This window comes from Citrobacter sp. RHBSTW-00017 (assembly GCF_013797615.1).
GTDB classification, from domain to species: Bacteria; Pseudomonadota; Gammaproteobacteria; order Enterobacterales; family Enterobacteriaceae; genus Citrobacter; species Citrobacter braakii.
On the sequence record NZ_CP056899.1, the window covers coordinates 2,763,424 to 2,777,052 of the forward strand.

The following is a 13,629-nucleotide window of genomic DNA, read 5'->3' on the forward strand; positions in this document are numbered from 1 at the left end:
AATCCTCTCTATTCAGAAATGTCACACATGATATGTTTCACCCGGGTATATTCTTCGAGCGAGTAGGATGAGAGATCTTTGCCATAACCCGATTTTTTGAACCCGCCGTGCGGCATTTCGGCGCACAGAGGAATGTGATTGTTAATCCACACGGTGCCAAAATCGAGGTCAATGCTGAAGCGCTGTGCGCGACCATGGTTACTGGTCCAGACGCTGGCGGCCAGACCATATTCCACATCATTCGCTTTGTGTAGACCCTCTTCATCAGTCGAAAACGGCTGAATAGTCATTACCGGTCCAAATACTTCATGCTGAATAGCTTCGTCATGTTGATGCAATCCGGAGACGATCGTCGGCTCAAAATAGAAGCCCGGACCTGGCCCGGCACGCCCACCCGTTTCAATTTTTGCATGTGCCGGTAAACGCGCAATAAAGCCTTTCACCTGCTCCAGTTGGTTTTTACTGTTCAATGCGCCATATAGCGCAGCCTGATCCGCTGGCGGTCCAAATTTAATACTCTTCGTTTTCTGAACCAGCTTTTCCAGGAATTCAGCGTAGATGGATTGTTCGACCAGAATACGCGTAGCCGCCGTGCAATCCTGGCCGGCATTGAAGAAGCCTGCCGTGGTGATCGTCGCGATCGCCTTGTCCATATCTGCATCAGCAAACACCACCGCAGGCGCTTTCCCGCCCAATTCCAGATGCGCCTTGGTCAGGTTCGCCGCTGCCGAAGCCGCAACCTGTAGGCCCGCGCGGACCGAACCGGTAATCGAAACCAGTGAGGCCTTCGGGTTTGAAACCACCAGCGAACCGGTGCTGGCTTTACCTAATACGACGTTAAACGCCCCTCTTGGGAACAACGGCGCGGCCAGTTCAGCCAACAGCAGCGTGCTGACCGGCGTGGTGTCGCTGGGTTTTAATACGACCGTATTGCCTGCCGCCAGCGCTGGCGCAATCTTCCATACCGCCATCATGAACGGGTAGTTCCATGGCGTGACTTGTCCAACGATACCCAGCGGTTCACGGCGGATAGTCGAGGTAAACCCGGCGGAATATTCCCCTGCTGCTTTCCCTTCAAGACAACGCGCCGCACCGGCAAAAAAGCGGATGGCATCGCAGGATGCCGCGATCTCTTCCTTCTCAATAAAATGGCGAAGCTGACCGGTCTCCTGACTCTGCGCGTTCACCAGCCGCTCAACGTTTCGTTCAATCTCATCTGCCAGTTGCAATAACGCCTTTTGCCGCTGTGCCGGCGTCGATTTTCGCCAGATGCTAAACGCCGCCTCCGCCGCCGAGTAGGCCTGCTCCACCTCTTCCGCATCGGCGTTGGGTGATAATGCATACGTTTCGCCGTCGACCGGACTCACCAGTTCGAAGGTATCTTCGCTACGACCTGCTACGTATTGCCCATTGATAAAATGCTTCAGGGTTTTCATGTCTGTCTCCTGCCCGTTAATACATAAAGAAACTTATGTAATATATATATTGTAAAAGATTTTCAAATGCGCAACATTGACACTATGATAAGCCTCGCATTTTTAACTTAATTTTTACATTTTCGGGATAAGGCTTTTCATCGTGAGCCGAGGCTTTATGCTCAGCTCATCATGAAGTTATCGGGACACACATCCGCTTGTGCAGTGACGTTGCGCATAGGCATGTAAAATAACTCGGCCATTCTTACCTTCCTTGCCTGACGGGCATGTGTTAAAAATGGTCGTTGTTTCAGGGAATTGAGTGCAGAAAAGATTATGATTACTCACGCGGTCATATTTGCGCCTATCGGGCAGGTCAGTCGTTCAGACCAGATAGTGCAGCGCCTGTCAAACGCCATTATCACGGGGTTGCTGGAGCCAAAAGAACAGCTCCCCAACGAAACTGATTTGGCAAAGATGATGGGTGTCTCACATATCACTATCAGAGAAGCGCTAAACACGCTTCGGGCTAATAATCTTATCCATACGGTTCGTGGTCGAAATGGCGGGAGCTTCGTTTGCGAAAATATTGATGGCAAAAACAGCGCCCTGCATCCGTTCAAAGCGATCAGTACGGATTATCTTTCTGACCTGGGCGAAATGCATTGCGCCATTATCAGCCATAGCGCAAGGCTGGCTTCCAGACGGATGACCGGCGCGGATATCGCCAAATTTCGCGAGTTTGTTGAGGTGCTCAGCAAGGCAAACTCACCAGAGCTGATGACCCAGGCCGATATGCGCTGTCTACTGGCGATAGCTGCCAGTTCACATTCGGCGCGACTGGCCAATCAGGAGCTGCAGGTCCAGGCTGAATGGGCATCGCTGGTGGCGATACTTTATCGCGCAGACAACATTCATGCCGAAATTATTGCGCTTTACTCGGCACTGGCCGATGCGCTGGCAGCTCACAACGAGGCAGAATCCGTGCAGCTTGCCACACGGATCATCGACACGTTTACCTATTACCTTATTGAAAAAAAGCTGAAATATAACTCGAACTGACAATCAGTGAAGGCAGGACAGACAATGAGCTCTTCGACATCCTTAAGCGCATTAATTCGTAAGATTGATGATATTACCGCCTCTACCGTAGATTCTACCGTTGCGCTGGCGAGGAGCATCCATGAGGCGATTTCCGGGGTGCAAAAGGCCTCAGCAGAAGTTGTCCTCGATCCATCGGTGAGATCTACCGTTCAGCAACACATCAAGCGCACCCTCAGTAACAATCATTACTGTTCAGGGGCCGGGTTCGCCAGCCATATTGAGAGCACTGCCACCACAAAAGAGTATTGGCTGCTGGAATGGTGGTATAAGAAAGATAATGGTTTGAGTCAGGCGCACCTCGATTTAGATCAGGCCACCCAGCAACGCCTGGATTTCAGAACCTTCGAGTGGTTTAAGCACTCACCTCCGGCAGGAAAAGCCTATATCCACGGTCCCTACGTCGACTATATCTGCAATATTTCCTACACCCTGACCTCGGCAGTGCCGGTCTACTACAACGATCAGTTTCTTGGCGTTGCCGCCGTCGATCTGCTGGTCAGTCAGATTGAGGCCGAACTGCTCTCCTGCGCTCATTCTGACTATGTCATTCTGACCAATCTGGAAAACAGAATTATCTTTTCCAGTTGGCCACGTTTTCGCGTGGGTGAATTACTCTCTCCCGCAAACAGTACCGTTGTTTATCAGAGCGACTACTTTATCCTTTATCACTATCAAAACTAAGGGCCCGAAGGCCCTTAGTGTTTAGTTATCCTGCCCCATATTCAGCTTGTTAGCGTAGGCAATGGCGTCGTTTTCCGGTGCCGCAGAGCGACCAAACGGTCGGGTCAGGAACATATAGATAAGCCCGGAGCCAACGACAATCGCCAGGCCGAACAGTACCGTCCAACGGTCGATGAAATCGCTGCTGTCTGCCGGTTGCGCCAACAACCAGATCCCACACAATCCATAGGCTAGCGCCAGCACGTTCACAATCACGCCCCAACCGCCAATGGTCCACTCCCCTGCCGGTTTCCAGCCTTTCAGGCGCTGGCGCAGTGCGGCAAGCACAACCATCTGGAACGAGATATAAATACCGATGACGGCAAACGCGGTAATACGCGACAGGTTGTCTGGCTGGAAATAGACCCAAACGCAGATGATGACTGGCAGCAGACAGCTAACAACCATGGCATTATCCGGAACGCCATTTTTAGAGATCTTTGACATCCACTCACTTCCCGGCAGCATTCTGTCGCGGGAGAAAGAAAAGATAAGGCGGCTTAACGCAGCCTGCAGAGACAAAATGCACGACAGCATCGCCACAATCGCGACGATGATAAAGATAGTTGCACCAGTTTCACCAAGAGCTTCATTAAGGATGGCCGGAATCGGGTCAGATGTTTTGCCATTCACGATACTGACCAGATTTGGTGAAGCCAGGAGGTATCCCATGACGGAAATAATCGCCGAAATCGCACCAAATACGATGCTCAAAATCATCGCAACCGGGATCTTTTTACTTGGATTCTGTACCTCTTCCGCAACGTTACCGCAGGCCTCAAAGCCAAAGAACATAAACAGCCCCATCAGCGCGGCAGACATAAACGCGGTGGAATAGCTGCCGTCATGCGCCAGCACGCCCATCGAATCAAAAATTACGGAGAATGGCTGCGAACGGTGGAATATCAGCAGATAAATTCCCAGCGCAATCACGCTAACGATTTCACACCAGAAGCCAATTTTTGCGACCCGAGCCAGATTTTTAGTCCCGGACATATTAACAGCCATCATCAAAAGCAGCAGCAGGACGGAAGTCGCCAACATAGTGGCTGGCGTCTGACCATAGTGGAAGAGCGACTCAACAAATGTTGAAGTATATTCCGCGATTGACGTAATGGTGACCACCAGTGCCCACAGGTAAATCCAGGCAGCGATCCACGCATATTTCTTGCCCCATAACCTTCTGGCCCAGGGATAAAGCCCGCCGGTTATCGGATACTGGGAAGCGACCTCACCAAACACCAACGCCACCAAAAGTTGTCCACATGCGACGATTAAAATCCACCAGACTGCGGGCGGCCCCGCCAGCGTTACGGCCAGTGCAAACAGCGAATAGACGGCGGTAAGCGGCGAAAGGTAGGTAAACCCCAACGCAAAGTTTGAAATAAGACCGATCGAGCGATTGAACTGTTCTTTGCCATCTTTTTGAAAATTATCGTTTTTCTTATCAGGTGTCTGTTCCATATAGCTTTCTCTTTTGTGGAATAGTCGCAGGGTTGAACAATTAATGTATAAAAGATATTAAGTTATATGTATAGTGATTTTGTCGCTAATTTGTTAAAAATGATCGCACATCACGTTAATGGAAAAGTGGGAGTAGAACAGTCGAGGGCACAAGCATTTTTCGGTATTTCCGCTTCACGGTTCTTTAGCAATTGCGAATTGTTGGCCAACTGGCGGGTAAACAGGCACCCCGAATTGAGTTCGACGCTAATTAGCAAGAATCGCTGCTGTTAAGCAACATTTTTGCAATATAATAATGTGATGTTAAACGCTGAACCTGAGCAGGTGAATGATGGAAATTGATCTCGATAATCTGGTCTTTGATGGACTGGAAGAAGCGCAAGAGCGTAATGCTGAACGTCTGGAAGATGCAGACAAGAAAGCGCAGGACATTATTGCTGATAATGACTGCGGCGACGCCTGTAAAATCTGATTTCCAAACCGGCGCAATGCCGGTTTTTTTACCGCCAGACTATGCCCCTCCTCTTATCTACATTTCCCATTGCGTTTACCCATTGTTAACACCGCTTTCACTAATAACATTTTGTAAATAGATAAGAATTTTTTCTTATTTTGTCCTGAACGTAAGTTATGGGAGCGTAAAAAGCACAAACCAAAAACGACAGGGATTTACATCATGATGGCAACGAAAACTTACCGCGCTAAAAAAACACTGTTGGCACTCGGCGTGCTGCTGGCCACCGGCATTGCCGCCTCGCAGGCTCAGGCTGACCAACTGGCCGATATCAAAGCCGCAGGTGTAGTAAAAGTTGCGACATTCGACGCGAATCCGCCGTTTGGCTCCATCGATGCAAAAACGCATAAGATTGTCGGCTATGACGTTGATTTTGCTGAAGCGCTGGCAAAATCCCTCGGCGTAAAACTGGAACTGGTAGCGACTAATCCGGCAAACCGCATTCCGTTATTACAATCCGGTAAAGCCGATTTAATCGTGGCGGATATCACGATTACGCCTGAGCGGGCGCAGGTCATTGACTTCTCCGTCCCCTATTTTGTTACCGGGCAGCAGTTCCTGGTACCGGCCAAATCCCCGGACCAGCTCGATGCATACAGCAAAGCGCGAATCGGCGCGGTAAAAGGTACTACCGGTGAGCAGGCGCTACATCAGCGCTTCCCGCAGTCGCGTGTGCTGGCCTACGACGATATTCCACTGGCGTTAACCGCGCTACGCAATGGCAATGTTCAGGCCATCACCCAGGACAGTACGATTCTGGCCGGTCTATTAAGCGGTGCGCCGGATAAAGCAGATTTCAAAATTCTGCCTGATCTGTTGAGCAAAGAAGAGATCGGCGTGGGAGTGAAAAAAGGTGAGCCAGCGCTGTTAAAAGCCGTCAATGATGAGCTTTTGAGGCTGGAATCTACCGGGCAGGCGGCAAAAATTTATGATGTCTGGTTTGGCCCTGAAACCAAAAATCCGCAACCCCGCGCCTTTAAAATAGAAGCGAAGTAATATGCTCTCAGCCCTGTTTCATCGTTGTGCAGTTTCCGCGGCGGATTTTAACCATTTGCGCCAGGCAAGCGTCGAACTGCGCAATGTCATCAAACAGTTTGACACTCATACCGTACTTAACGGCGTCAGCCTGTCAGTTGAACCCGGTGAAGTGGTGACTATTCTGGGCCCTTCTGGCTCGGGAAAATCCACGCTTATACGCCTTATCAACCAGCTTGAGTCGCTCAGCGGTGGCGAGATTTTCATTGATGACAAACCAATTAGTCAGTTGCGCGGGGCAGCATTACGCCAGTTACGCAGCCGTATCGGTTTCGTTTTTCAGCAATTCAATCTCTATTCGCATCTGACAGCGCATCAGAACATCTCGCTGGCGCTGGAATATGTTCACGGCTGGAACAAGGCGGCAGCGGCGCGTCGGGCACTCGAATTGCTGGATCAGGTGGGACTAGCAGAAAAAGCGAGCGCTTATGCCGCACAGTTGTCCGGTGGGCAGCAACAGCGCGTGGCCATCGCCCGCGCGCTGGCCTCATCGCCACAAATCCTTCTGTTTGATGAGCCCACCTCCGCGCTGGATCCGGAAATGATCGGCGAAGTATTACAGGTGATGAAAAACCTGGCCCACAGCGGTATCACCATGATCGTCGTGACCCATGAAATGCATTTTGCCCGTGAGATTGCCGATCGCGTGGTATTCATCGATGGCGGAGAAATTCTTGAAGTGGCCGCGCCGGAGGATTTTTTCACCCGGCCACAGCACCCGAGAACCCAGCGTTTCCTGAAAAAAGTGCTCGACCCGTTACACCAGGAGTCATCGCTATAATGCTTGCAATGGACTGGCAGGGAGTGCTGAGCGGGCAACCTCTGCAATGGATAATTTCCGGTTTTCTCACCACGCTCTGGGTGACACTGGCAGGTGTCGTACTCGCCACGCTCATTGCCATCTTCCTACTCGGCCTGCGTCTGACGGGCAATCGCTTCAACAAAGCGGTGGTCAGTGTATGGATTTCGGTGTTTCGCAACACGCCTTTACTGGTGCAACTGATGTTCTGGTATTTTGCCGCATGGAACTGGCTGCCCCGCAACATCATTACCTTCATCAATGCAGAGCATCCCTGGTCTATTCTGCCAGGCGATGTCTGGTGGTTAACACCAGAGTTTATCTGTTCAGCATGGGGGCTGGGCGTATTTACCTCGGCATTTTTGGTCGAGGAGATCGCCTCTGGTTTACAGGCGGTTTCTGCCGGACAACGTGAGGCTGCCGTGGCGCAGGGTTTTTCATCCTGGGCGACGTTTCGTCACATTCTGCTCCCTCAGGGACTGGCGAACGCCTGGCAACCCATTGTTGGGCAATACCTTAACCTGATGAAACTTTCCTCGCTTGCCAGTGGTATTGGATTTGCTGAGCTCACCTACCAGGTGCGGCAAATTGAGAGCTACAACGCGCACGCGCTGGAAGCCTTTGCTGTTGGCACTGCGCTCTATCTGTTCACAGGCATCGTTCTGGGTATGCTGCTTACGCGTCTTGGCCCACGACCTGCATCGGGTAAATCGTCAAAGGTTAAAACGCGTATCTTCAGCGTCAGGAGCATACTGCATGATCGCTAATATTTCGGTCATTACCGACAATCTTGATTATCTCCTGTGGGGACGGGTGGCTCAGGGACAACCCGGCGGCGTTCTGCTCACGTTGTTGATGGCTCTCGGCGCGGCGCTGCTGGCCTTGCCTGGTGGGATAGTTCTTGCCTGCTGCGCCTGGCGTTTTCCGGGCACGGTTCGCAACGGGTTGTTTATCTGGGCGGAGTTTATTCGCGGCATTCCGCTAATCTTTGTGATTTTCTGGATGTGGTATTTGCTACCCATGCTGACCGGAAGCGATCTCCCCGGAGCCGTTACCGTGACGCTGGCGCTGGCATGGTTCACCGCTGCCTCGGTCATGCACTCAGTGTATGCAGGAATTAGCGCGCTGCCTGGCGGGCAATATGATGCTGCCGTGGTTCAGGGTTTTCGCCCGTATCAGGCCCTGTGGCTTATCTTATTGCCGCAGGTGCTGCGTAACGTACTGCCATCGCTGACGGGGATTTTTATTGGATTACTGAAGGACACGTCGTTGGCGTTTATCGTTAACGTGCCGGAACTCACAACGGTTGCGGGTCAGGTTAACAGCCGGGTACTAATCTATCCGGCAGCCATTTTTATTTTTACGGGACTGGTCTATTACCTGCTGTGCCTGAGCCTGGAGAAAATCACCCAACGCCGCTTCGCGTTAAAATGAGATCACGGCTCAACATTCCACAAACTGGTGGTCTTCGTTGAGCCGATATTTCACGCCCGCCCGAATGTTATTTTCCCCCTCAACGGCAAGTGCAAAACGCATTCTCTCGCCATCGTGATAGGCCAGCGCCGCGCAGCCGCCGGGGCCGAGTATTATCGAATCGACAACACCGGTACTGGCAACAACGGCGTTCTCTCCGCTGGCAATAATGTGGATGTTGTCGGCGCAGTTGGCGATTTTAGACTCTGCGCCAAAACAGGCCAACTGAGTTAAATCACCACCGCAGGCAATCCGGTTTCTGTCGCCGAGCGAACTGATGCGTACGCGCATGCCGGTACTGGCGATACGCGTCCCGTCACCCACGCTACTGATACGTGCCGAATTTCCCGCAACCGCAATTCGCCCGCGATCGCCTGAACTGCCGATATGCGCGTTATAGCCTACGCTACCAATACGTGCGCTGTAACCTGCGCTGGCGATCTGTGCGGCATACCCGGCGCTGGTGATTTTAACGTTATCGCCTGCACAACTGAATCGGGCATTATCTTCCGCACTCGCCAGCGGAGGGCTGATTTCCCCCGCCGTTTGCACACGGGAAATATTCCCCATCGCGCGAATATCCTGCTGGGCAAAACTCGCCTCTTCCCGCCATTTTGACCAGCCGTATTCCACCAGACTATTTGCCCAGTCTGTATACCCTTCCCGCTGGAGCGCACGATGGACATCAGCGTAGCTTCCGCCAGTTGGAAACGCGCGTAGAAACCAGCGATACATTACGGGCCCAACGCGCCAGGCCCGTAAGTCACTTCGCGTAATCATCATCGCTTAATGCCGGTGATAGCCATCCACCATACACTTGAAGGTTTCGCCCGGCGTACGACCTGTCGTGCAGAGATAAAGATGCCCAAAAATGAAAAACAGACTGATTATTGCCAGCGCGAAGTGCGCCTGGAGCAACCAGTAACGCACGCCGGGGAACAGGTCACCGACAACCGTCGGATAGAGCGATAACAACCCTGAGATCAACAGCAGTGGCAGTAAGCCATACATCACGCCAACATAGGCCGCCTGCTGTAGCGGGTTGAATTTAGAACGCTTTGATGCCGGGAATGGGTGTGACTCGCCCTGCATAATGCCAAACAGGTAAAAACGCGTTTGTCTTTGCGCTCGTCCGATCCAGCCCTGACGTTGGATAATATAGTGATGCCCGTTGCCGCCAATCAGATTGATCAGGACAAAGCCAATCCAGCAGGCGAGCAGCAAAAAGCCGCAGACCTCATGCACGGTAAGCAGGCTTTTCATCACCGACGCACTGACGACGGAGAAGTGATTGACCAGGCCACTGACCAGAAGTAGCAGAAATAGCAGCGCATTCGACCAGTGCCACAAACGAACGGCCTTCGAGTATAAATAGACTTTCTCACCGTGCCCTGCCGACGCTTTATGCGCGGCCCGAAAGCGCAGCATGGCGTGTAGCGCCAGCACCAGCCACATCCCCACTAGCATTAACCCGGCGATGACCAACCACACAGGCCAGTAGTCCGGTGAAAACAGGGGAACATACTGCGCAAGCTGGGCGTGAAACTGTTCGGCATTCTGCGACGCGTTCATACATTTTCCTTTTTAATCAAATGTTGACCGAACCGACGATACAGATGGGGTTTCCCGGCGCCTGCAAGTTGATGCTCGTAATACTTATTTTCTCTCAACCAGGTCTGAATTTCCGGGCTATCTTCGCGACCAAAAATCAGCGCATGTTCCGGGCAGGCATTAACACAGATCGGCGGGAAACCTTTCGCCAGACGAGATTCAGCGCAGAAGTCGCATTTATCCGCCACTTTGGTCTGCGGGTTGAGATAACGCACCTGATAAGGACACGCGCCAATACAGTAACTGCAGCCGATACAGGAAGACGTGTCTACCCGCACAATGCCGTTGTCATCTCGCCATGAGGCGCCGGTCGGACACACCTCAATACAGGGGGCATCATCACAGTGCTGGCAGGACTGACGGAAGTAGTGATACAGCGTTTCGTTGTCGTTGTCCGAAACCGGAATATGAGCTATCGACAAACGGCTACCCTGCGCAGGAACATGGTTGGTTTTCCTGCATGCGCGGGCGCAGATATTACATCCGTTACACAGTGATTCATCGTGAATCATGACGTAATGTACGTCTTTAGAACTCCTGGTACTCGCTAACAGATTTTGACCTGGGCCAGTGAAAAAAATCACCGTCCCCATGCCAATGACAAATTTTCGTCGGGTGAAGGACATCGGGTTATCCTCTAATACTGTGACAGTGGTCGTCCACACGTTCCATGACATCAACCTGAATAATTCAGGGGTTCTGATACTGCTCAACCTCAAGCCATTCGCACAGGCCGTACGCTTTGCCATAACTCATAAAACGTTCGCTGAACAAATAAGGCTCCGCATTTGACGATTCCACAGTCCGTATATCTGCATAATCAGGATGCGTTTCCATAGCCGTGAGCGCAGCGGCAATCTGTTGAGACTCAAAGCGATACGGCGGTTGCGTCAACATGGCGACCTTATAAGGGCGAGGATACGTTCGACAATCGAAGCGTACCGCCTCGGCAATCGCACGGCAGATGTCGTTTTCCACCACCTGCACACACATGTCGGCGTAATTTGCCGTCATGGTTTGCGTCGAATAGAAATATGCTTCTTCCGCACCCTGCACACAGGTGATATCCGCACCATTCGCGTCCTGGCCCAGCACATCCAGCAGCGCGGAAAGATCGGTTTCAGGAACCGAATAAGGCGGCAGCAAAAAGACACTGCGCGCCACCAGTTGCCCCGATGCTGAATGCTGGCGGATAAAATCTGCCACAATCAACTCCGGGCTGGCTGGTTCCTGAACCTGGGGCGCATTCATCTGTTCTACAGGCGGGTGAAACGCCTGCAGCCACTGTCTCTTTCGGCTATCCACTTCGTCAGGAAACGCCTCAACGGGGGTCAGCACGTCGCTCACGTTAGTCATCTCGCATTCCTTACGCCGGCAACAGATCTTGTGCAGCCAAATCAGCGGCTACATCTTCAAGTCCGAGTCGGTTCAGGGTTTCACGCGTTGGGCAACCCAGTTCTGGATCCCAGCCCATTTCCTGATAGAACATCGTCAGCGACTGACGCATATCTTCCCGGTCCATCTTGTCGGTCCCTTCAGTGAAGACCGGGATCTTCGGATCTTTATCAAACACCCAGGAGCAGATGAGATCGTGCTCATTGCGCATATCTTTGGTTTGCATCAATTTGACCGTATAGGCACGGTGCAGGGTAAAGATGCGTTCAGCGGCCAAGTCCAGACTCGCCTGCGTGGTTTCATCGCCGGTGACCGCCTGGAAGAATTTTGCTTCCAGATCCAAATCGCCGCGATAGTTACGGCTCTTGAGTGGTGAAACCGTCATCGGCCACACCCAGTTGCACAGCGTAACCGCGTTATGCAGACAGACTTTCAGCAGCGTCCATTTGGCATATTTGATCTTGGCGGCATTGATTGGGGTGTAGTTTTTGGTTTCGTCGTATGCATCCTGCGAACCAAATAGCTCGCCCGCCACTTCGCGCTGTAATTTCAGCGGTAAACCGGAACCGATGAAGTTGATATGGGTGTGCGCCATACAGTCACGGTTAAACATACAGTTGGTGATCGCCCCCACCTGTGCAGAGGCCTCGTTTGCATGGTGGACAGGAAAACCAAACGGCGACCACAGTTTATTTTTGGCATAACCCCAGTACTCTTCGCCCAAATCCCAGCGTTCAGCAATGGCATACGATCCGTCCGCAAGATGGCTGAGTTCCCCCACGCGATGCGCCAACCGGTAGTAAAAATCCTTAATAAAATGAGGATCGCCCGCTTCCAGCTGATCCCAGCGGATCTCCGCATACTCTTCAGCTGGCAGTACGCGCTTAAAGACGCCTTTCGAATAGCAGTAAGTAAAATCACGGTGCAACTGCCCGTAGTTACACCAGATGCCATAATCGTCAAACAGGTTCAGGCCAATCAGATTTCCCACCACGCGCCCATCGTCTTTATCGTCGAAATCTTTCGGGCCATTGGGGAAAATGGTGGTGTGGACAAAGTTCGCCACGCAGGTGTTACCGCCGGTACTTGGCACGCCAAAATCTTTCACCCGCGGGACATTGAGCTGCGACATACAGCGAATGGGGCATGAATGGCAGCCGCTCATTTTGACCGTGTATTTCTCAGCGGCTGGCCCCAAATCGAACACGGATTTATAGGTACGGAAACCCACGGTATTCTGGTTACCCGGCGGGATTTCCCCGGTTTCGATTGGTCCCCCTTCTGCAGCGCCCCAGAACAGTCCCTTACGGGCCGTCCAGCGCGAGTTTGGCGAAGAGTATTCTGCCCAGGCCTGCGGGGTGCTTGGCACAACGTGGTTGTTGTTGGCACCGATGAGCTCGGTCATCATGTAATCATTGAGCCGCTTCATCTCTTTACGATCGGCAATATTGACCCCTTTGGTCCCTTCTACCGCAATAGCCTTCAGGTTTTTCGACCCCATTACCGCGCCAGTACCGGCGCCTCCGCTGTGGTTGCGACTGTTGATCATGCAGGAGAGCGGCACCAGATTTTCACCCGCCTGACCAATAGCGGCGACGCAGGTTTCCGGGCTGGTAATGCGGCAAATCTCTTCGGTTGTGGCGCGCGTTCCCTTACCCCACAGGAAATCGGCTTTTTCGATGCTGACCTTTTCGTCTTTAATGTTGATCCAGACAGGCGTCGCGGACTTGCCTTCGATAATAATGGCGTCGTAACCGGCGAATTTCATTTGCGCAGCAAAGAAGCCGCCCATATGAGCATCCACCACTAAATTGCCTTTGGTAAAAGTCGATAAGGAGGTGATATTGACGCGGGAGCTACAAGGGGCACCAGAGCCCGTTAATGGCCCGGTGGCGAAAACCAGTTTATTCCCTTCATCGAAAGGCATGGTGCCTGGCGGGACTTCGTCGTACATAATTTTATAACCAAAGCCCATCCCGCCGACAAATTTTTTAAATTTACTGGAATCTTCAAGGGTGATATTCCCCGTGGTGAGATTGACCCGTAAAATATTACCTGTCCAACCATTAGCCATCATGTTTTCCTTTGCAAGAAGGTTT

Annotated in this window: 14 protein-coding genes; 7 read left to right on the top strand and 7 right to left on the bottom strand. The window is 52.0% G+C overall.

The window, feature by feature from the left end:
• Nucleotides 1-8 precede the first annotated feature (8 nt).
• On the bottom strand, nt 9-1,436 hold the full coding sequence (locus HV037_RS13355; RefSeq protein WP_016156386.1) for a gamma-aminobutyraldehyde dehydrogenase: 1,428 nt from the start codon (nt 1,434-1,436) through the stop codon (nt 9-11).
• 315 nt (nt 1,437-1,751) lie between these two features.
• On the opposite strand from HV037_RS13355, the gene HV037_RS13360 reads away from it, so the two are divergent.
• Complete coding sequence (locus HV037_RS13360) at nt 1,752-2,477, top strand: GntR family transcriptional regulator (RefSeq protein ID WP_016156385.1); 726 nt, start codon at nt 1,752-1,754, stop codon at nt 2,475-2,477.
• Nucleotides 2,478-2,501: 24 nt separating this feature from the next.
• Entirely contained in the window at nt 2,502-3,200 is a 699-nt protein-coding gene (locus HV037_RS13365; protein ID WP_016156384.1) for a cache domain-containing protein, read from the top strand.
• A 21-nt stretch (nt 3,201-3,221) separates the two neighbouring features.
• Here the strand turns inward: HV037_RS13365 and HV037_RS13370 are convergent, their stop codons facing one another.
• Nucleotides 3,222-4,703, bottom strand: a complete 1,482-nt coding sequence (locus tag HV037_RS13370) for an APC family permease (protein ID WP_016152931.1) — start codon at nt 4,701-4,703, stop codon at nt 3,222-3,224.
• Nucleotides 4,704-5,034: 331 nt separating this feature from the next.
• Here HV037_RS13370 and HV037_RS13375 point away from each other — a divergent pair, with 331 nt between their 5' ends.
• The 5 genes from HV037_RS13375 (at nt 5,035) to HV037_RS13395 (ending at nt 8,485) form a co-directional block, all read left to right on the top strand.
• A complete protein-coding gene (locus tag HV037_RS13375) occupies nt 5,035-5,175 on the top strand; it encodes a hypothetical protein (protein ID WP_016152930.1) in 141 nt (46 codons plus the stop codon).
• A gap of 204 nt (nt 5,176-5,379) precedes the next feature.
• A complete protein-coding gene (locus tag HV037_RS13380; RefSeq protein WP_016156383.1) occupies nt 5,380-6,213 on the top strand; it encodes an ABC transporter substrate-binding protein in 834 nt (277 codons plus the stop codon).
• A 1-nt stretch (nt 6,214) separates the two neighbouring features.
• Nucleotides 6,215-7,033, top strand: coding sequence for an amino acid ABC transporter ATP-binding protein (locus tag HV037_RS13385; RefSeq protein WP_016156382.1), 819 nt, complete (start codon nt 6,215-6,217; stop codon nt 7,031-7,033).
• Nucleotides 7,033-7,818, top strand: a complete 786-nt coding sequence (locus HV037_RS13390) for an amino acid ABC transporter permease (protein WP_016156381.1) — start codon at nt 7,033-7,035, stop codon at nt 7,816-7,818. The genes HV037_RS13385 and HV037_RS13390 overlap by 1 nt, the downstream gene beginning before the upstream one ends.
• Entirely contained in the window at nt 7,808-8,485 is a 678-nt protein-coding gene (locus HV037_RS13395; protein ID WP_103283862.1) for an ABC transporter permease subunit, read from the top strand. Before HV037_RS13390 ends, HV037_RS13395 begins: the two co-directional genes overlap by 11 nt.
• Nucleotides 8,486-8,494: 9 nt before the next feature.
• Here HV037_RS13395 and ydhT read toward each other — a convergent pair whose 3' ends face one another.
• The 5 genes from ydhT to HV037_RS13420 form a co-directional block, all read right to left on the bottom strand.
• Nucleotides 8,495-9,307, bottom strand: coding sequence for a protein YdhT (gene ydhT, locus HV037_RS13400; RefSeq protein ID WP_016156379.1), 813 nt, complete (start codon nt 9,305-9,307; stop codon nt 8,495-8,497).
• A gap of 3 nt (nt 9,308-9,310) precedes the next feature.
• Nucleotides 9,311-10,096 (bottom strand): thiosulfate reductase cytochrome B subunit, encoded by a 786-nt coding sequence (gene phsC / locus HV037_RS13405; RefSeq protein ID WP_016152924.1) that lies wholly within the window; start codon nt 10,094-10,096, stop codon nt 9,311-9,313.
• Nucleotides 10,093-10,761 (bottom strand): 4Fe-4S dicluster domain-containing protein, encoded by a 669-nt coding sequence (locus HV037_RS13410; RefSeq protein WP_016152923.1) that lies wholly within the window; start codon nt 10,759-10,761, stop codon nt 10,093-10,095. The genes phsC and HV037_RS13410 overlap by 4 nt, the downstream gene beginning before the upstream one ends.
• A gap of 64 nt (nt 10,762-10,825) precedes the next feature.
• Nucleotides 10,826-11,491 carry a YdhW family putative oxidoreductase system protein gene (locus HV037_RS13415; RefSeq protein WP_016156378.1) on the bottom strand — a complete coding sequence of 222 codons (666 nt, stop codon included), beginning with the start codon at nt 11,489-11,491 and terminating at the stop codon, nt 10,826-10,828.
• A 10-nt stretch (nt 11,492-11,501) separates the two neighbouring features.
• Entirely contained in the window at nt 11,502-13,604 is a 2,103-nt protein-coding gene (locus tag HV037_RS13420) for an aldehyde ferredoxin oxidoreductase (RefSeq protein WP_016156377.1), read from the bottom strand.
• Nucleotides 13,605-13,629: the final 25 nt, after the last annotated feature.